The sequence below is a fragment of the Labilibaculum sp. genome, assembly GCF_963664555.1.
Lineage (GTDB): Bacteria > Bacteroidota > Bacteroidia > Bacteroidales > Marinifilaceae > Labilibaculum.
This window is the reverse complement of the sequence record NZ_OY761461.1, coordinates 4,367,013-4,385,330: the sequence shown is the minus strand read 5'-3', so window position 1 is coordinate 4,385,330 and position 18,318 is coordinate 4,367,013. Positions and strand designations below refer to the sequence as shown.

General features: G+C 36.7%; 18 protein-coding genes. 9 read left to right on the top strand and 9 right to left on the bottom strand.

What is annotated here, in order from left to right:
* Positions 1 to 52: 52 nt before the first annotated feature.
* Both ACKU4N_RS17250 and ACKU4N_RS17245 read left to right on the top strand, forming a co-directional pair.
* Positions 53 to 643, top strand: coding sequence for an OmpH/Skp family outer membrane protein (locus tag ACKU4N_RS17250; RefSeq protein ID WP_321318470.1), 591 nt, complete (start codon positions 53 to 55; stop codon positions 641 to 643).
* 191 nt (positions 644 to 834) lie between these two features.
* Entirely contained in the window at positions 835 to 2,106 is a 1,272-nt protein-coding gene (locus tag ACKU4N_RS17245) for a glycosyltransferase family 2 protein (RefSeq protein ID WP_321318468.1), read from the top strand.
* Positions 2,107 to 2,138: 32 nt separating this feature from the next.
* Here the strand turns inward: ACKU4N_RS17245 and ACKU4N_RS17240 are convergent, their stop codons facing one another.
* From ACKU4N_RS17240 to ACKU4N_RS17210, 7 genes are all read right to left on the bottom strand, one after another.
* A complete protein-coding gene (locus tag ACKU4N_RS17240) occupies positions 2,139 to 2,447 on the bottom strand; it encodes an FtsB family cell division protein (protein ID WP_321318466.1) in 309 nt (102 codons plus the stop codon).
* Positions 2,448 to 2,667: 220 nt separating this feature from the next.
* The gene (gene pruA, locus ACKU4N_RS17235) at positions 2,668 to 4,299 is read right to left on the bottom strand and encodes an L-glutamate gamma-semialdehyde dehydrogenase (RefSeq protein ID WP_321318464.1); all 1,632 of its coding nucleotides are present in this window, start codon (positions 4,297 to 4,299) and stop codon (positions 2,668 to 2,670) included.
* A 154-nt stretch (positions 4,300 to 4,453) separates the two neighbouring features.
* Positions 4,454 to 5,914 (bottom strand): Na+/H+ antiporter NhaC, encoded by a 1,461-nt coding sequence (gene nhaC / locus ACKU4N_RS17230; RefSeq protein WP_321318462.1) that lies wholly within the window; start codon positions 5,912 to 5,914, stop codon positions 4,454 to 4,456.
* 381 nt (positions 5,915 to 6,295) lie between these two features.
* Positions 6,296 to 7,045 (bottom strand): hypothetical protein, encoded by a 750-nt coding sequence (locus tag ACKU4N_RS17225; RefSeq protein WP_321318460.1) that lies wholly within the window; start codon positions 7,043 to 7,045, stop codon positions 6,296 to 6,298.
* A gap of 181 nt (positions 7,046 to 7,226) precedes the next feature.
* Positions 7,227 to 8,201 carry a biotin synthase BioB gene (bioB, locus tag ACKU4N_RS17220; RefSeq protein WP_124992351.1) on the bottom strand — a complete coding sequence of 325 codons (975 nt, stop codon included), beginning with the start codon at positions 8,199 to 8,201 and terminating at the stop codon, positions 7,227 to 7,229.
* A 15-nt stretch (positions 8,202 to 8,216) separates the two neighbouring features.
* Positions 8,217 to 8,576: a hypothetical protein gene (locus tag ACKU4N_RS17215; RefSeq protein ID WP_124992350.1), complete on the bottom strand. Its 360-nt coding sequence runs from the start codon at positions 8,574 to 8,576 to the stop codon at positions 8,217 to 8,219.
* 159 nt (positions 8,577 to 8,735) lie between these two features.
* Positions 8,736 to 10,025 (bottom strand): type IX secretion system plug protein, encoded by a 1,290-nt coding sequence (locus tag ACKU4N_RS17210; protein ID WP_321318456.1) that lies wholly within the window; start codon positions 10,023 to 10,025, stop codon positions 8,736 to 8,738.
* Between the two features lie 208 nt (positions 10,026 to 10,233).
* On the opposite strand from ACKU4N_RS17210, the gene ACKU4N_RS17205 reads away from it, so the two are divergent.
* The 7 genes from ACKU4N_RS17205 (at position 10,234) to ACKU4N_RS17175 (ending at position 17,333) form a co-directional block, all read left to right on the top strand.
* On the top strand, positions 10,234 to 11,589 hold the full coding sequence (locus ACKU4N_RS17205; protein WP_321318454.1) for a Na(+)-translocating NADH-quinone reductase subunit A: 1,356 nt from the start codon (positions 10,234 to 10,236) through the stop codon (positions 11,587 to 11,589).
* Between the two features lie 23 nt (positions 11,590 to 11,612).
* The gene (locus ACKU4N_RS17200; protein ID WP_321318452.1) at positions 11,613 to 12,791 is read left to right on the top strand and encodes an NADH:ubiquinone reductase (Na(+)-transporting) subunit B; all 1,179 of its coding nucleotides are present in this window, start codon (positions 11,613 to 11,615) and stop codon (positions 12,789 to 12,791) included.
* A gap of 113 nt (positions 12,792 to 12,904) precedes the next feature.
* Complete coding sequence (gene nqrC, locus ACKU4N_RS17195; RefSeq protein ID WP_321318450.1) at positions 12,905 to 13,615, top strand: NADH:ubiquinone reductase (Na(+)-transporting) subunit C; 711 nt, start codon at positions 12,905 to 12,907, stop codon at positions 13,613 to 13,615.
* Between the two features lie 7 nt (positions 13,616 to 13,622).
* Positions 13,623 to 14,267 (top strand): NADH:ubiquinone reductase (Na(+)-transporting) subunit D, encoded by a 645-nt coding sequence (locus tag ACKU4N_RS17190; protein ID WP_321318448.1) that lies wholly within the window; start codon positions 13,623 to 13,625, stop codon positions 14,265 to 14,267.
* A 20-nt stretch (positions 14,268 to 14,287) separates the two neighbouring features.
* Positions 14,288 to 14,905 (top strand): NADH:ubiquinone reductase (Na(+)-transporting) subunit E, encoded by a 618-nt coding sequence (nqrE, locus tag ACKU4N_RS17185; RefSeq protein WP_321318446.1) that lies wholly within the window; start codon positions 14,288 to 14,290, stop codon positions 14,903 to 14,905.
* A gap of 55 nt (positions 14,906 to 14,960) precedes the next feature.
* On the top strand, positions 14,961 to 16,220 hold the full coding sequence (gene nqrF / locus ACKU4N_RS17180; protein WP_321318444.1) for an NADH:ubiquinone reductase (Na(+)-transporting) subunit F: 1,260 nt from the start codon (positions 14,961 to 14,963) through the stop codon (positions 16,218 to 16,220).
* 105 nt (positions 16,221 to 16,325) lie between these two features.
* Entirely contained in the window at positions 16,326 to 17,333 is a 1,008-nt protein-coding gene (locus ACKU4N_RS17175) for an FAD:protein FMN transferase (protein ID WP_321318442.1), read from the top strand.
* 122 nt (positions 17,334 to 17,455) lie between these two features.
* On the opposite strand, the gene ACKU4N_RS17170 is transcribed toward ACKU4N_RS17175, so the two are convergent.
* Both ACKU4N_RS17170 and ACKU4N_RS17165 read right to left on the bottom strand, forming a co-directional pair.
* Positions 17,456 to 17,623 carry a hypothetical protein gene (locus ACKU4N_RS17170; protein ID WP_321318440.1) on the bottom strand — a complete coding sequence of 56 codons (168 nt, stop codon included), beginning with the start codon at positions 17,621 to 17,623 and terminating at the stop codon, positions 17,456 to 17,458.
* Positions 17,624 to 17,716: 93 nt separating this feature from the next.
* Positions 17,717 to 17,959: a hypothetical protein gene (locus tag ACKU4N_RS17165; RefSeq protein ID WP_321318438.1), complete on the bottom strand. Its 243-nt coding sequence runs from the start codon at positions 17,957 to 17,959 to the stop codon at positions 17,717 to 17,719.
* Positions 17,960 to 18,318: the final 359 nt, after the last annotated feature.

Genomic DNA, 18,318 nt, shown 5'->3' with positions numbered 1-18,318 from the left:
AAATTTCAACTGATCGGAAAATAATCTTGAATAATTAAATCTTAAAATACCTATGAAAAATTTATCTATTGTTTTAAATGCGGTACTAATTGTAGCAGTTGGTATTCTTTATGTACTTCATTTTTCTAATTCGTCAGCAGATTCTAAAAAAGTAAAATCGGTGGCAGGTGAAGGTGCAGTTGTTTATATTAACACCGATTCATTGCTAACTAATTATAATTTTTCTCGTGATTTGAATGAGGAATTTCTTAAAAAGCAGGAAGATTCAAGAACTGATTTTAACTTCAAGGCTCAGAAATTGGAGAAAGAAGCAGGTGAGTTTCAACGTAAAGTTCAAAATGGTGGATTCCTAAGCCGCGAGAGAGCTGAAGAAGCTCAGCGTGTATTGATTGGAAAACAACAGAATTTACAGCAATTGGATCGTGAGCTTTCAAACCAATTAATGGGTGAACAACAGGCAAACAGCAAAAGATTATTCGATAGTGTTACCAACTATTTGAAAGAATACAATGCTGCTCATAATTACAGCTTAATTTTAAGTACAACAAAAGGAGGAAATGTTCTTCTTTCTCAGGATGGATTAGATATTACAGCGGAAATAATTACTGGTTTAAACAGCAGATACAAACCTGCAGCTAAGTAAATTTCAACAACAAAATATTTTAAGGGCAGATCAGCTACACAAGCTATCTGCCCTTTTTTATATCTTTGTTTTTTTTAAGATGTAAGATTTTAAATGACATCTTAAGAACTGAAATTTAAATTGCTGTTTATTGAGAAATGAAGATTAGTTTCCATGGAGAAACTATCAATTCTCAACTCTAAAATAAAACTATGGCTTTTGCTGATAACTATCTGAAAAAACAACGTCTGTATCCCGATTATATTAAAGATATAGCTTCGGAACAACTAAATATTATTGTTACTATTCCGTGCTTTTATGAGCCTGATTTGATTCCAGGTTTAGAGGCTTTGTGGAATTGCGAACGTCCGGATTGCAATGCAGAAGTAATCGTAATTGTGAATTCAGGAGAGTTGGCCGGCAAAGAAATACTTGCACAAAATGAGAAAACCATTGCTGATGCAACGAACTGGATGGCTGATCATCAGGATGAGAAGTTGAAATTCTATTTAATTCATCAGCCAAATTTGCCTAAGAAATTTGCAGGAGTTGGTTTGGCGCGAAAAATTGCGATGGATGAGGCGGTAAGCCGTTTCAATAAAATTGACAAACCAAATGGAATTATTACTGGTTTTGATGCCGATTCGGGATGTGATGCCAATTATTTTGTTGAGATTGAGAAGATGTTCAAAAAGCATCCAAAGGCGAATGGAGCTAACATATTTTACGAACATCCTTTGGAGGGAACAGAATTCGATCAGCCAATTTATGATGCCATTGCTCAGTACGAACTTTACCTGCGGTATTACATGTTGGCCATGCGGTATGCCGGTCATCCGCACGCCTTTCATACGGTAGGTTCCAGTTTTGCTGTTACGGCGAAAGCTTATATCATGCAAGGTGGAATGAATCGCCGGCAGGCAGGTGAAGATTTTTATTTTCTGCAGAAAATTATTGCTTTGGGTAAGTTCTATGAGATTAAAACCACCCGGGTAATTCCTTCACCAAGAGAGTCAGATCGGGTTCCATTTGGAACAGGCAAAGCCATTTCCACCTTTATGGAAAAAGGAATTATCGATTACAAAACCTACAATTACTCTGCTTTTAAGGATGTGAAAAAGTTTTTTGATCGTGCTGATGATTTTTTTGGTGTTGATTACGATACTTATTTAAATAAATTGATTGTTGATCTTCCAGGTCCCGTACGTTCCTATTTAAAAGAGGATAATTTCTTTGAAGCTTTGGAGGAAATTAACCGAAACTGTTCCAGTGTTGAATCATTTCGAAAGAAATTCTTTGGGGCTTTTAATGCTTTTAAAGTACTGAAATACCTGAATAATGTTCACGAACAATTTATTGATGAGGAGAGCATTGTTGTTTGTGCCAAACAACTACTCATCGATCTTGGTATCGAAACCAAAGGGATTTATTCAGCGAAAGAGTTGTTGGAGATTTACAGAGAATACGAGAAAAATCATGAATAAAAGAAAAGACGTTGCCTGCAACGTCTTTTCTTTTATTCTTCTTCTATCATGATAAATATATCTTCGCCTTTTTTCTTCATTAAATATTGTTCGCGGGCGAATTTTTCAAGATTTTTACGATTGGTTTTCAGCTCGTGAATCCGATTCTTGTCTGTTTCAATTTTCTCAATAAAGTAAGCCTTTTCTTTTTCAAGGGATTCAATAGTATCTTCATTTCCTTTTCGTTCCCAAACAGAGTGTTGATCGAAAAAGAAAAGCCAAAAATAAAAGATCAGAAAAGTGATTACGTATTTGTTACGTACAATTCTGAGAATTATAATTTGTGCTTTCTTCTGATTCATTTTGTTTCTATTTGCATGCTAAATTACAAAGAATATGTGAAAGTCTGAAAGTAGGAGGGGTGAAATGTAAAAGAGTAGGAAGTTTGATTCGATGAAAGCTAAGTAAATGAAAAACGACCGAAGAGAACTCCGGTCGTTTTATTCAATTTTATTATCAAAAGATTGATTTGCTGAAGTTTTTCTTCTCAAATCTTACATCTGATATCTCATCTTTATAAGATTAATCCTCTAAAAAGTTAGGATACATATAATCTGTAGCTGAAACAAATGTTTCTTTAATTGTACGAGGAGAAACCCAACGCAATAGGTTGATCATAGAGCCTGCTTTATCGTTGGTTCCGGAACCTCTGCCGCCACCAAATGGTTGTTGTCCAACAACAGCACCGGTTGGTTTGTCGTTAATATAGAAGTTACCTGCTGTATGAGTCAAACGTTTCACTAATTTTTCAATAGCGTAACGACAATCAGCAAAGATAGCACCTGTAAGGGCATACATTGAACCTTTATCAAGGATATCCAAAGTCTCATCTACCTTGTCATCTTCGTATACAAAAATGGTAAGGATAGGGCCAAACAGCTCTTCTTCCATAGTTATATAATCGTGTTTTAAAGCTCTGATAATAGTTGGAGCAATAAAATAACCTACCGACTTGTCGTAAGTACCACCTGCCACGATTTCTGCATCAGGAGAAGCTTTTGCCGCGTCGATAGCTGAAGATAATTTGTTGAAAGAAGCTTCGTCAATTACTGCATTCACAAAATTGGTGAAGTCTTCAGTTCCACCCATTTTAATTTTTTTCAAATCTTCTTTTACAAACGCCATTACTTCCTCATACTTGCTTGCAGGAATGTAAGCGCGGGATGCAGCAGAACATTTTTGTCCTTGATATTCGAATGCTCCACGGGTGATTGCAGTCGCTACTTCTTTAGCAGGAGCAGTCGGGTGCATGAAAATATAATCTTTACCACCGGTTTCACCTACGATACGTGGATAAGACTTGAATTTATGGATGTTTTCACCAATATTTTTCCAAATGTCCTGGAATACACCTGTTGATCCAGTGAAGTGAATACCTGCAAAATCCGGAGAATTAAATAATACTTCAGAAGCAGCAGGACCAGATACATATACCAAGTTGATAACACCGGCAGGAACACCGGCTTTCATAAAGATTTCCATTAAAACCTTAGCCGAATAAACAGCAGTTTTAGATGGTTTCCAAACAATACAGTTACCCATCATAGCAGGAGCTGTTGGCAGGTTACCGGCAATAGCTGTAAAGTTGAAAGGAGTCAAAGCAAATACAAATCCTTCCAGCGGACGTTGCTCTACGCGATTCCAAATTCCTTTTGAAGATATCGGTTGTTGTTTGTAAATATCAGTCATGTACTGAACGTTGAAACGAAGGAAATCAGCAATTTCACAAGCAGAATCAATCTCAGCCTGAAATGCATTTTTCGATTGTCCCAACATAGTAGCCGCATTTAATTTCTGACGGTAAGGACCGGAAATTAACTCAGCAGCTTTTAAGAAAATAGAAGCGCGATGCTCCCAGGCCATAGCTTCCCAAGCTGGCTTTGCAGCTAAAGCAGCATCAATAGCCATTTGGATATGTTTTTTCTCACCTTGGTGATAATGCCCCAATACATGCTGATGATCATGAGGAGGAGTCATTGCAAATAAATTGCCCGTACGAACCTCTTCACCACCAATGTACATAGGCACATCGATCACTTCGGAACGCATTTTTTTAATTGTTGCTTGCAATTCAGCTCTTTCTGGAGATCCAGGAGCGTAGGATAAAATTGGCTCGTTAGTTACGGCAGGAACGTTGTATATACCTTTGGGCATAATGATGTGGTTTTAAGGGTTATTTATTATTTTCTTTCTTTGCAAATTTAAAGAAAACACAAAGCATCAGTAATGAGTATTGTCATACTTTTAAAAAAGAAAAGAAACTTTTTTAGGGTAAGAATTTCACAAGTTTTTAAAGCTGTGATTAAATTTATATTTGTACTGATTCTACAGCAGGATCAGTTGTTTTTCTGATCTTAATATTTAGGTAAGCAACAGCAATGGTCATTATAGGACTAATGATGTTGAAAAAACAAAAAGGGGCGAAGGCAACAGTAGCTACACCCAATGCACCAGCCTGCGCTGCACCACAAGTATTCCAGGGAACTAACACAGAGGTAACAGTTCCTGCATCTTCAAGAGTTCGGCTCAAAACTTCAGGTTTTAAATGCTGATCTTTGTACGATTCCGAAAACATTCTTCCTGTAACTACAATAGAAATGTATTGATCTGAGGCGGTAAGGTTCAGAAATCCACAACTGGCTACTGTAGTTGTTACCAGCGATCCGGTGGAACTAACTGCTTTCAGCATGGTTTCGGTGATTTTGTGCAATATGCCTGCTGTTTCCAGAACACCGCTAAAAACCATAGCGGTTAAAATCAGCCAAATGGTATTGAGCATCCCGGCCATTCCACCTGTCGATAATAAATCCTGAATATTTTTATTTTGAACAGGAATACTAATATCCGTAAAGATGGATTGCATTACCGTATGATAACAAGCTTGTATATAGGAGCTGCTTCCTGAAATTTGCTGAATAATCTGTGGCTGAAAAATGATGGCAAATACGCCTCCTATTAATGTGCCGGTAAAAATTGCAGGCAGGGCAGGCACTTTTTTGCTGATAATCACAAAGAGCAATATAGGGACCAAAAACAGCCATGGTGTAATAGTGAATGTTTCTTTAATTGCAATCTGAACTTCGCGGATACTTTCTGGATTTATTTCTCCTTGCTTATTGAAACCGATCGCCAAAAAAATCAAAAGAGTAATAATGATGGAAGGGATCGTTGTATACATCATGTAACGGATGTGTACAAACAAATCAACTTCAGCCATTGCCGAAGCCAGATTGGTTGTATCCGATAAAGGCGAAATTTTATCACCAAAATAAGCTCCGGAAATAATTGCTCCGGCTACAATGGCGTTATTGTATTCCATTGCATTGCCAACACCCAAAAGTGCAACTCCAATGGTTGCAATGGTCGACCATGAACTTCCGGTTACGACAGAAACGATGGCACAAATCACAACCGAGAGCATTAAAAACAATTTCGGATTTAAGAATTCCAATCCATAGTAGATCATTGCAGGCACCACACCACTTATCATCCACGTACCTGCTAAAGAACCAATTAACAGCAATATCAGCATCGAAGGCATTGCCGTACTAATGCTTTCAACAATCCCTTTCTGAAGGTCATCCCAGTTTTTACCATGTCGCAGAGCAATTAGTCCACCAACAGCAGCTACCATTAAAAGTGAAAACTGATTGGCACCTTCAATGGCTCCATCGCCAAAAACAATTGCATTTACACTTAGCAGAATAATTAGTAAAATAATAGGAATAAGGGACTCCCAAAGGGAGATGGTTTTGTTTTTTTCGTTCATTTGTGGTTTGTGGTCGGTTAATATAGGGGGTGAACTTACGAAAAAACAATCGAAAAAGAAATGTCATGTTTTAATTATTGCTTTCTTACTATTGAGCTTGATTATTTTTCAAACCATTTTTCCTTTGATCGTTTTTTAGACCGGTAGTAAGTTTTTTTATTACCCATTGGGCTTTCCACAAAGCCCAATGGTCGTAAATGTAATTACTATTGTAGATTTTGATATGTATATTGTTAATTTTAGAAGCCTATTGGAACAATTACTATTCCTATTGGAATAAGTTGATTTCTATTGCTATATTACATTATCATATTGGAGAATAATGAGTACTATTGGTGGATTGATTACCCTATTGTAAAATAAGTCAACTATTGTGGTGCTTTAGTTTGTTTTTTTTGTCGCTTTTTCTTGTGCGTATTTTTCGTAAAATTTTCTTTGATATTCGCTCGAATACCTCTTCAGTTTTTCTTCATTGTTCCAATAGGTATATTTTCCGTAGGTGCGAATTTCGTCGACCAATTGTTTAAGGTAGGTATAGGCTCTGTCGCGCAACTGTTTTTCTGGTCTGTTTTTACTGTTTTTCACACCATCTACTTTATTCAGCAAATCGAGAAGTTCTTGAGAAAGTTGACTGGCACGGTCAATTTTAGCGGTGTTAAAATTAATGGCTTTTAATGGATCAGGATATTGTTTTGCAAAAGCAGGGTAGTCGCTCATGTCTTGAATCAAATCCATATTGCCATTGCCACCGAGTATGTTTTTTAGCGTCTTTAAAATTTCAGGATGGTTTCTGAAAGCAAACTGAAAGTCGTGTTTTAATTCTCGCTGCAACTGGCTGGCTTCATTTATTTTCACACTCCATTCCTTAGTGTTGGTTAAAGCCTTTTGATAAACCGCAGTCCATTCCGATTGTTTGTCTTGCAGAAATTTAGCTCTTGGTGTAAGATCATTAATTAAATCTTCGCTTAATCCTTTTGCTAAAAGCTCTTCTTTATCTTCCATTGCATATTGATGAAGTTTTCCAGCCTCGCCAATACAAATTGCGGCTGGAATTGTTGGCAAAACAATTTTGTCTTCAGGAATTTCAAGAACCAATTCTTCAATCGTTTTTGTGGCTGTTATATTCGTCATTTTTGCTGATTTTTTTGATGGATTTAATAATCGGATTCATCGTTTTATCTCATTTTGGCAATTAAATTATAAAACATATGTTAAAGTAAGGAGCAATTTTAAGAGAAAATTTAGAATAAAAAAAACAGGGACATACTTGTAGCAGGTTCCTGTTGTAAATATAATTGTGTAGAATGTATTTCTATTCTTCCAAAGTAGTCAGCTCCTGATAACGGGTCGGTATCATTCCAATGGTATCCAGCAAATGCTGATCTTCGTTAACCGTCATGTTTTTTACGGTAAGCAATTTATCTCCGAAAAAGATGGAGTTTGCTCCGGCAAGGAAACAAAGCGCTTGCCCTTCCTGACTGTAATGGGTCCGGCCTGCAGCAAAAGCGATTACTGCTTTTGGCATCAGAATACGGGCAGTTGCAACGGCACGTACCATTTCAAAAATACCAATGGTTTCTTTTCCGAAAAACGGAGTTCCCTCAACCGGCACCAATGAATTCAACGGTACGTTGTAAGGGTGATTTTCCTGATTGGATAGCGTGCGAAGCATTTCTATACGGTCTTCGTCGGTTTCGCCCATCCCTAAAATACCGCCGGAACAGTAAGAGATACCCGCTTCCTGCAAATTGGCAAGAGTTTCGAGTCTTTCACTGTATGTACGTGTGGTGGTGATGTTAGGGTAGTGACGCTCCGAAGTATCAATGTTGTGATTTACGGCAGTAATTCCCAAATCAGCTAATTTTGCAGCCTTTTCTTTGTTGATCATTCCCATGGTGCAACAAACCTCCAGTCCAAGCTTTTTTACTTCGGTAATCATCTCAGCCATTTCGTTGAAACGGTCATCACGATTCCCATCTCTGCCGGCAGAACTCAGGCAAACACGTTTTACACCATTCTCTTTGGCAATTTTGGCTTCTTCCAAAACCTGCTCCAAGCTTAATTTTACTGGTTTTACATGTGTGTTGTAACGGGCAGATTGGGCACAATATCTGCAATCTTGTGAACATGCTCCGGTACGAACCGAAATTAAGGTGTTCATGTTCATTTTTGTAGAATCGTGGTACTTGCGGTGAAGGTTAGCTGCTTTGTTCACCAAATCCAGTAATGGCAGGTCGTAAATTTCTTTAACTTCTTCGTGTGTCCAGTTGTTTCTGATATCACTCATAACTTAGGTTCTTTTTTAGTTTCTAAAATTGCGGGAATAGGAATTAGTAGAAAGAACCTTTTTCGTTTGTTGATGAGGTTCAGTCTGACTGGTTTTGGTTGTGCTCTGGTTTTGCAGTACCATAACTTGCATGAGTTCGAAGCGCAAGGCTTCCAATTCATCAGTCTCATTCTTATCCCTGCTGTTTAATGGTACATAGCAAAATCCGGAAAAGCCGCACTCAGTTGATGGAACCAGTAAATTATAACTGGTGTTGATACAGGAAATTGTAATTTCCTTGTTCATGCTGGCAAAAGCCGCATAGCCTTTTCGGCTCCATCGTCTGAATACCTGCGAGTCCGATTTGTATCGACCTTTGTTAAAAACAGGATTCATATGTGTTTAAATTTAAATTAAGAAAAAGCAAGATAATGATTCTCTCTATTTCGGAGTCAAAAGTATTCTTTTTTTTTAAGAAGGAAATACTTTTACAACATATAGGAATCTGTCGGGTAATGACTTTGCATACAAGGTCCTTGTGCTTTGATCTTTGGTCTAAAATTTAGACGTTGAATTAATGGTTTTGTAACCAATCAGCATATCGTAATTTAAAGCTATATCATGATAGTAAACGTAAATCATGTAGTTGTTTTCCGTTTCCCAATGACTGCCTTCAATATAGCTCAGGTCAGGAGTGTTTTTTCCATTTTCGAGTAAGGCGTATTGATAATTGTAGTATCCTTGTTTTAAGAAAATTGTTTTGCGGTAGCTGCCTGTATCAAAATCGTATTCCATTTTGTTTTTATCAGAACAAGTCCAATTACAGAAGCCGCCGTAAACATAAAGATTCCCATGCTTAATTTCATTGTCGAACGGCAAGCAAAATGTAACATAGCAATAGTCAGCTTCGGTAGATGGTTCGTCTCTTTCCTGAACATCAATTAAAAAACGGCCATTTAAATCCTGCTCGTAAATGTATGGTTTAAAATGGCGGATGTTTCCGTCTGTCAACAGAACATGTGTCTGTTCATTCTCTTTGGTGATTTCTTTGATATAGCGGCTTTGGTACCTCAGGCTTTTTAAATCGAAATTTCGAAATTCGTTTCCTCCCTGAAAAACATTTTCCATTTCGTAATCAAAAACCAATTCATTTTTACGGATAAAAACAGGCTTTAGGTTTTTCTCACTACCATCTAATCTGCTGTTTTGGGTCAGTACAACCTGCAAATCAGAGTAAGGATTATCAATAGTAAAACCTGGATGAAGAATACTGAAATCGACTTCCTGATGTGTTTCTCTTAAATCAATTGCAATAGGATGTTTTACATCTCCTTTGATTTCAACTTTTGAATCCAAAAGCATAAACCGTTGGCGGATAATTACTTTTTCAGGATCGAAATCTTCATAGATTTCAAGGATGTAATTGCCTGATAGTTTTAATTGTATGTCGTTGTTAGGAATTTTCAGGGAATAATGAACAAAACCAACATTGGTAGTAAAGGAATGTTCGTAATCTTGAATCTGATTTTGGGTAAAACCATCAATGAAATCGAATTCACTTAAGCCGGAATTGTGCCAATCTGATGTGCAATGGATAATTTTGTAGGAGTAATCCTGAATATTTTCAGCAATGTCATCAAAGGAAAAAAGGAGTTGATTATCTCCATTAAGTTCTATAATTGGTTCTGTTAGTTCCCAGTTCGCCGGATGCATCTGAACAGTATGGATGCTTTTTTTCTTTATTTTGTTGAAATATACGGTTTCAGGTTCAGAATTGTAAGCAAACAATATCTTTGGAATGATAAGGAATACAATACTTATAGAAATAACGAAATTTTTAGGCATATGAATATGTATATATACTGGTTAAAAATAGACCAAAGCGCTTCAAAAATACAAAATTGCTTTATATATTTGTGTTCGAATTTTTTACAAGGTCTTAGATTAGATAAATATAACGTTGAGAAACATGTATTGTATCGGAGCAAAGATTGTGAATTAGAGATTAAATTAGTTATTTTTGATGCAAATTAATAAATTCAAATAGTTTAACATGTCTGAAGTTAAAAAGATCAAAAAAGGCTTAGATATTAAGCTGGCAGGAAAGGCTGAAAAGGTACTTGAAAAAGCTGATCGTTCTGAGACATACGCCATTAAACCATCCAATTTCCCCGGATTAACACCTAAATTAAAAGTTAAGGTAGATGCTGAAATAAAAGCAGGAGATTCTCTGTTTTTCGATAAGTACTGTCCTGAAATTAATTTTGCTTCTCCGGTTAGTGGTAAGGTTATTGCCGTAAATCGTGGAGAACGAAGAAAGATTTTAGAGGTAGTAATTCAAGCAGATGCTGAGATTCAATACCAGGAGTTTAAAAAGGCTGATCCTAACGTACTTTCCCGTGAGGAGATAAAGGAAGAGTTGTTGAAAAGTGGCCTTTGGGCATTTATTCGTCAACGTCCTTACGACGTTATTGCGAAACCTGAAGATACTCCGAAAGCAATTTTTGTTTCAGCTTTCGATACTGCACCATTGGCGGCGGATATTGATTTCCTTTTGGGAAATGAGGCAGAAGCATTTCAGGCTGGTCTTGATGCTTTGGTAAAATTGACTGATGGAAAGTTATATTTAAATACGAATCCTGATTTGAATCAAAGCAAAACTTTTTCGGAAGCTAAAAATGTAGAAGTGCGTCAATTTACAGGTGTTCATCCTGCAGGAAATGTTGGTGTTCAAATTCACCACATTAGCCCGATGAATAAAGGAGAAGTAGCTTGGGTAATTCGTCCTCAGGAAGTTGTTTTCATTGGAAGATTGTTTTTAAAAGGCATTTATGATGTTAGTCGTAAAATTGCACTTTGCGGATCTGAAGTGAAAACCCCATGTTATTTTGAAACAATTTTAGGAACATCAGTACGAAATATCTTAAAAGGTAAATTGAAAGATGATGAGAAGATTCGGGTTATTTCAGGTAATGTTTTAACCGGATCTCAAATTTCGGAAGATGGATTTCTTGATTTCTACGATTCACAAATTACCGTTATTCCTGAAGGAGATAAGTTCGAGTTTTTAGGTTGGGCATTACCTGGATTACAGAAATTCTCAATGTCGAAAACATTCTTCTCTTGGTTAACGCCAAATAAAGAATACCGTTTGGATGCTAATCTTCATGGGGAGCATCGGGCTTTCGTAATGACTGGTGAGTACGATAAGGTATTGCCTATGGACGTGCTTCCACAACAATTGGTTAAATCTATTATGATTGAGGATATCGATCAAATGGAGCAGTTGGGAATATACGAAGTAGCTCCGGAGGATCTTGCTTTATGCGAATTCGTTTGTACATCGAAAATTAATGTACAGGATTTGGTTCGTAAAGGAATTGATCTGATGATTAAAGAAATGAGCTAAGAAAAAACGGATAATATTATATAATGAAAGCACTAAGAAAATTTCTTGATAAAAAGAAACCCTTATTTCAAAAGGGTGGGAAGTTTGCAAAGTTGCAGTCGTCTTTCGAGGCATTTGAAACTTTTCTATTCGTTCCCGATATTACATCCCATACCGGTACACACATAAAAGATGCTATTGATTTAAAGCGTACAATGTCGATCGTTGTTATGGCTTTAATTCCAGCATTGTTATTTGGGATTTACAATACAGGATACCAGCATTTTCTATCTCTTGGTCAATCGGCCGATTTGATGGAAATCTGCATTTATGGTCTGATTAAAATTCTGCCGATTATCGTTGTTTCATACGTGGTTGGTTTGGGTATTGAATTTGCTTTTGCACAAATGCGTGGACATCAGGTAAACGAGGGTTTCCTTGTTTCAGGTATGCTTATTCCTTTGATAATGCCGGTTGGAGCACCTCTTTGGATGGTAGCTGTATCCACTGCATTCGCTGTGGTTATTGGTAAAGAAGTATTTGGTGGAACAGGAATGAATATTTGGAATCCTGCACTGGTTGCCCGGGCATTTTTCTTCTTTGCCTATCCTTCAAAAATGTCTGGTGAAGCAGTTTGGATCGCAGAAAAAGCAGATAGCTTTTCTGGAGCAACACCATTGGCTCATGCAGCCAATTTAGTTGATGTTAAAGGTGAAGCGGCTGTTACTTTTTATCAACAACATCTCGCTAACGTGTGGGATATGTTTGTTGGTTTAATTCCGGGATCAATAGGGGAAACATCCACGATCGCTATACTAATTGGGGCAGTAATTTTAATTGCAACAGGAATTGGCAGTTGGAAAATTATCGTTTCGGTGTTTGCCGGAGGATATGTAATGGGAATATTTTTCAACCTAATTGGTGGGAATGCTTATATGGAATTAATTCCAGCATGGCAGCATCTAATTATGGGTGGTTTTGCTTTTGGTGCTGTATTTATGGCTACTGATCCGGTATCGGGAGCGCAAACAGCCAGAGGTAAATATATTTATGGTTTCCTAATTGGTTTCCTTGCTGTTTTGATTCGCGTATTGAATGCAGGTTTCCCAGAAGCTATGATGTTATCGATTCTACTGATGAATACTTTTGCACCACTAATTGATCATTATGTGGTACAGGGAAATATCAAAAGAAGATTGAAACGAGTTAAGGTGAGTGCTTAAACAAATAATCAACTAGAAAATGAAACGAGCCATGACTGAAATTTTATCGGAACAAGTACAGGTAAAATATGGCGAGTTCCATGTGGCAATTAAAAATATAAATTATTAATCACATGAATACTCAAAGCAATACATATACATTTCTTTATGCCTCTGTTATGGTGGTGTTAGTTGCGGCGGTTCTTTCTTTTGCTGCTTTGCAACTTAAGCCACGCCAAACGAGGAATATAGAAATAGAGAAAAAGCAAGACATCTTAAAAGCTGTGAACGTTGCTTCTACTCCCGAAAATGCTGAAGAGCTTTACAGTAAATACATTGTAAAAGCTTTAATTGTAAACTCCGAAGGAGTTGTTACTTCAGAAGATAAGAATGAAACTTTTGGAGTTGACCTGAAAATTGAGAATAATAAAAAAAATGTGGTAGAAAGAAAACTACCTGTTTTCGTGTTTAGTAAAGAAGGAATAGGCGAGAAAATGATTATTCCAATTCTGGGTAAAGGAATGTGGGGACCTATTTGGGGCTTTGTTTCTTTGGAACCTGATGGAAAAACTATTTATGGTGCTACATTCGGAAACAAAGGTGAAACTCCCGGTTTAGGTGCTGAAATTTCAAAATCTGAATTTCAGGAACCATTTACAGGAAAGCAAATTTTTGATGAGACAGGAAAGTTTACCTCTTTAACCTTGGTTAAAGGAGGTGGTGCTGTTGGCCATCCTCACGAATTTGATGCAGTATCTGGTGGTACTGTTACCTCAAAAGGTTTGGAAGCTATGCTTCAAGATAACCTAAGTAGTTATGAAAAGTTTTTAAAATCTTCTAAATAAGCACGATATGAGCGATAAAGAACCTTTATTCTCCGCTAAAAATCGGAAATTGCTGAAAAACCCATTGGGAAGCGACAACCCGATTACCGTTCAGGTATTAGGAATTTGTTCGGCTTTAGCGGTTACAGCAAAATTGGAACCGGCAGTGGTGATGAGCCTTTCGGTTATGGCCGTATTGGCACTTGCTAATGTAATTATTTCATTAATTCGAAATACTATCCCTTCACGTATTCGTATCATTGTTCAACTTGTAATTGTTGCAGCTTTGGTAATTGTTGTGGATCAAATATTAAAAGCTTTTGCTTACGAGGTAAGTAAACAACTATCTGTATTTGTTGGTCTGATTATTACCAACTGTATCATCATGGGACGCCTGGAAGCTTTTGCGCTTGGAAATCGTCCATGGCCGGCTTTTCTGGACGGTATTGGCAATGCTGCCGGATATGGCTTGATCTTAATTATTGTTGCATTTTTCCGTGAATTGTTAGGATCCGGATCAGTCTATGGTTTCAAAGTTATTCCTCAGGCATTTTATGATATGGGATATCAAAACAACGGTTTAATGATTCTTCCACCAATGGCATTAATTACAGTAGGAATTATTATTTGGGTTCAAAGATCTAGAGATAAATCTTTAATTGAGTCGAACTAATTGTAAAGAAAAATCGAAACATGGAAAATCTGATTAATATATTTATCAAGTCGGTTTTTATCGACAACATGGTGTTCGCATTCTTCTTAGGAATGTGTTCGTATCTGGCTGTTTCCAAAACAGTAAAAACATCAGTTGGCCTTGGCATAGCTGTAATATTTGTTTTGGGAATAACCGTTCCTTTAAATTACCTGTTAAACAAATACATTTTGGTAAGTGGAGCTCTTACATGGGTAGATCCTTCATTCGCTGATGTAGATTTAAGCTTTTTAAGCTTTATCATGTTTATTGCAGTAATTGCTTCTTTGGTACAGTTGGTTGAAATGATTGTAGAAAAATTTGCTCCGGCTCTTTATTCTTCTTTGGGTATCTTTCTTCCCTTAATTGCTGTTAACTGTGCAATTTTAGGAGGATCTCTTTTCATGCAGGAAAGAGACTATGGTACTTTGGCAGAGGCAACCTCATTTGGTCTTGGATCAGGTCTGGGTTGGTTTCTTGCTATTATTGGTATCGCTGCAATTCGTGAAAAAATCCGTTACTCAAATATTCCTGCTCCATTACGTGGACTTGGAATTACATTTATTGTAACAGGATTAATGGGGATTGCTTTTATGAGCTTTATGGGGATCAAACTCTAAGCTGAAAGAAGAATAAAGTAAAATTGAATTTTTAAAAAATTTAATCGGAATAGAGATGATATTATTAACAACACAGGGAACAGTTATTGCCACAAGTATTGTGATCTTTCTACTTGTGATCCTGGTACTGGTTTCTATCCTTTTGTATGCAAAAAAGAAACTTACTCCATCAGGAGAGGTGACTATTGATATTAATGAAGGAAACCTAAAATTGGTTGTAGAGCCGGGCAATACCCTATTGGGAACTTTAGGAGCTCAAAAAATATTCTTGCCATCAGCTTGTGGTGGTGGTGGAACCTGCGCAATGTGTAAGTGTCAGGTGCATGACGGAGCAGGAAGTATACTACCAACAGAAACAGGCTATTTTACTCGTAAAGAAGCACAGAATGATTGGCGTCTGGCTTGTCAGGTAAAAGTAAAAGAAGACTTAAGCATGTCGATTCCTCAGGAAATTATGGGAATCAAGAAATGGGAGTGTGAAGTTGTTTCCAATAAAAACGTAGCTACTTTTATTAAGGAGTTTGTGGTTAGATTACCGGAAGGTGAAATTCTTGATTTCAAATCGGGAGGATACATACAAATTGATGTTCCTAAAATCGATGTAGACTTTAAGGATATGATTATTGAAGACAAATATCGGGGAGAATGGGAACAGTTTAAGATGTTTGATCTTAAAATGAAAAACCCGGAACCTACATATCGTGCCTATTCAATGGCTAACCATCCTGCCGAAGGAAATATTGTAATGTTGAACATTCGTATTGCAACTCCTCCATTCGATCGTGTAAACGGTGGTTGGATGAATGTGAATCCAGGTATTTGTTCTTCTTTTATTTTCTCTCGGAAACCGGGTGATAAAGTTACCGTTTCTGGACCTTACGGTGAATTCTTTATTAAAGAAACCAATAACGAGATGATGTTTATTGGTGGTGGTGCTGGTATGGCTCCAATGCGTTCTCATATCTTTCACTTGTTCCATACTGTGAAAACCGGTCGTAAGGCTACTTTCTGGTATGGTGCACGTTCATTAAAAGAGGTGTTTTATGCAGAGCAGTTCGATGCTATCGCTGCTGATTTCCCTAATTTCGAGTGGCACTTAGCTCTATCTGAGCCTCAGCCGGAAGATAATTGGGAAGGACCAACTGGATTTATTCACCAGGTGATTTACGACAACTACCTAAGCAAACATGAGGAGCCGGAAGATGTTGAGTATTACCTTTGTGGACCTCCAATGATGAATTCTGCTGTTACAAACATGCTTTATGAGTTAGGAGTACCAGACGAAATGGTCGAATTTGACGATTTTGGATCGTAATTATAATATAACAAGCCTCGGATTTTTCGAGGCTTGTTTGTTTTTATAAGCTTGATTACTTTTGTTTCACTAATACCTTTTTAAAATACGAACTATTATTTAGTCATGAGAAATTTATTTAATTCATTCGCTCTTGTTGGTATCCTGATCTTATCATCGTGCCAAAACAATAGTAAAAATTATTATTTCGATGAAGGGCAGATATTTGGCACCTTCTATCACATCACATACGAGTATACAGGCGACAAAAGTCTTCATGATAACATAATGGCTAAGTTAGCAGAATTCGACCTGTCTCTGTCCACTTATAAGCCTCAGTCGGTAATTTCAAGGGTAAACACTAACGATACAAGTGTAGTGCTGGATCACTATTTTCTAACAACCTTTAAAAGAGGAGAAGAAATTTCGAGGATTACGAATGGTGCATTTGATATGACTGTTGCACCTTTGGTTAACGCCTGGGGTTTTGGATTTAAGAATAAGCTCGATCCTGAGATGATTCCTGTTGATAGTTTGCTGGAAATTGTTGGCTATGAAAAAGTACATTTGATAAATGGGAAAATTGTAAAGGACGATCCCAGAATAATGTTCGATGCTAGTGCTATTGCAAAAGGATATGGTGTTGATGTTGTTGCCGATCTTTTGGAATTAAATGGCGTTAGGAATTACATGGTTGAAATTGGAGGTGAAATTCGCGCTAAAGGTGAAAATGATAAAGGCAGAATCTGGCGTGTGGGTATTGATAAGCCAATTGATGATCCATCAACCATGTCGAGAGAAATACAAGAGGTAGTTCAGATGGGAAATGGAGCCTTGGCTACTTCGGGAAACTATCGTCAGTACTACATTAAGAATGGGAAAAAATATGCTCACACAATTGATCCCCGTATAGGATATCCAGTTCAGCACAGTTTGCTTTCGGCTTCGGTATTTGCTCCGGATTGTATGTCAGCCGATGCCTATGCAACCAGTTTTATGGTGTTGGGATTGGAAGAAAGCATTAAAATAGTTGAGAAAGATTCACTTCTGGAGGCTTATTTTATTTATACGGATTCTTTGGGAAATTATAAAACCTATGTGAGTGAAAAGCTGAAGGATTCACTCATAAAGTAGATAGAATTGATAATAGGGAGTGGGCAAAATTATCGGTTTTCAGATTTCTGAAGCCTGGAAAATAAGTAGTTGTTATGAAATAGTACAAACAACAGAAAGTTAAAAACCGATAACTTAATTCTTTACTGTGTATCACAACTTTCCTTGTCCGGATCGGTGCAGTTACAAGAACTACAGCTGCCACCGGTAAACTTCGCATTTTTATCGAATAATAACTTAATACCAATTCCTATAAAGGCAAGTAGTAATAAAAAGAGTGATAGTAATAATATCTTAAAAAATACTGCCATTTTAAATTAGATTTTAGAATACTCCCTCTGAGGATACGATTGAAAAATTAGATGGTTATACATCTAATGTTAAAATTTAAATTTATTTTCAGTTTAGAGAGATTTTAATTCTTTTTCCAAAAGTGTTAATTGTTTGAATTGAAGTGATTTTTTTGCTTTGGCCTGTTCCATTTTATCTTGAGAAGTGGCACAGCCAATTCCTCTTTTTTTCAAATCTTCATTTTTTCCGATATGAAGTTCTGGAAATTTACCATTCTTTTTAATCAATATTGCAATAGCAAAACCTGCAAAACAAATTGCCAGAAGAATAATTGCTATAAGTAAGACTGTAATCATTTGAATATATATTGTGCTGTTTATAAAAAACCTTAACTAATTTAAGAATTTAAATTATTGTTGGGCTAATGCCAATTTAAAATTTGTTAGCAACAACAAGTATGTTACATTAGTGGTGCAAACAATTTAATTATCAGGATTAATAATCCAGAAACAAAGATATCATTTCGGTATTGCTCTTCCAAACAAATACAGATTTAAAGGTCTGTAAATATTTGGATAAAATCTTCTTATTTAGAATAATTCTTTCTAAATTTGATCTAAATTTAACTGAGGGATATTCTGTTAAACAAACACACTAACACATCTTTGTTTGCAATTGCAAGGGGGAAAAGCTTTGCAGACTAATAACGCAAAAT

Excerpts from the sequence above, each read along its gene's own strand:
- ACKU4N_RS17210 (WP_321318456.1), bottom strand. The coding sequence starts at position 10,025 with ATGCCTAAAAATTTCGTTATTTCTATAAGTATTGTATTCCTTATCATT.
- nqrC (WP_321318450.1), top strand. The coding sequence starts at position 12,905 with ATGAATACTCAAAGCAATACATATACATTTCTTTATGCCTCTGTTATG.
- ACKU4N_RS17240 (WP_321318466.1), bottom strand. The coding sequence starts at position 2,447 with ATGAATCAGAAGAAAGCACAAATTATAATTCTCAGAATTGTACGTAAC.
- ACKU4N_RS17225 (WP_321318460.1), bottom strand. The coding sequence starts at position 7,045 with ATGACGAATATAACAGCCACAAAAACGATTGAAGAATTGGTTCTTGAA.
- nqrE (WP_321318446.1), top strand. The coding sequence starts at position 14,288 with ATGGAAAATCTGATTAATATATTTATCAAGTCGGTTTTTATCGACAAC.
- ACKU4N_RS17205 (WP_321318454.1), top strand. The coding sequence starts at position 10,234 with ATGTCTGAAGTTAAAAAGATCAAAAAAGGCTTAGATATTAAGCTGGCA.
- nqrF (WP_321318444.1), top strand. The coding sequence starts at position 14,961 with ATGATATTATTAACAACACAGGGAACAGTTATTGCCACAAGTATTGTG.
- ACKU4N_RS17165 (WP_321318438.1), bottom strand. The coding sequence starts at position 17,959 with ATGATTACAGTCTTACTTATAGCAATTATTCTTCTGGCAATTTGTTTT.
- ACKU4N_RS17170 (WP_321318440.1), bottom strand. The coding sequence starts at position 17,623 with ATGGCAGTATTTTTTAAGATATTATTACTATCACTCTTTTTATTACTA.
- bioB (WP_124992351.1), bottom strand. The coding sequence starts at position 8,201 with ATGAGTGATATCAGAAACAACTGGACACACGAAGAAGTTAAAGAAATT.
- ACKU4N_RS17200 (WP_321318452.1), top strand. The coding sequence starts at position 11,613 with ATGAAAGCACTAAGAAAATTTCTTGATAAAAAGAAACCCTTATTTCAA.
- ACKU4N_RS17250 (WP_321318470.1), top strand. The coding sequence starts at position 53 with ATGAAAAATTTATCTATTGTTTTAAATGCGGTACTAATTGTAGCAGTT.
- ACKU4N_RS17190 (WP_321318448.1), top strand. The coding sequence starts at position 13,623 with ATGAGCGATAAAGAACCTTTATTCTCCGCTAAAAATCGGAAATTGCTG.
- pruA (WP_321318464.1), bottom strand. The coding sequence starts at position 4,299 with ATGCCCAAAGGTATATACAACGTTCCTGCCGTAACTAACGAGCCAATT.
- ACKU4N_RS17245 (WP_321318468.1), top strand. The coding sequence starts at position 835 with ATGGCTTTTGCTGATAACTATCTGAAAAAACAACGTCTGTATCCCGAT.
- nhaC (WP_321318462.1), bottom strand. The coding sequence starts at position 5,914 with ATGAACGAAAAAAACAAAACCATCTCCCTTTGGGAGTCCCTTATTCCT.
- ACKU4N_RS17175 (WP_321318442.1), top strand. The coding sequence starts at position 16,326 with ATGAGAAATTTATTTAATTCATTCGCTCTTGTTGGTATCCTGATCTTA.
- ACKU4N_RS17215 (WP_124992350.1), bottom strand. The coding sequence starts at position 8,576 with ATGAATCCTGTTTTTAACAAAGGTCGATACAAATCGGACTCGCAGGTA.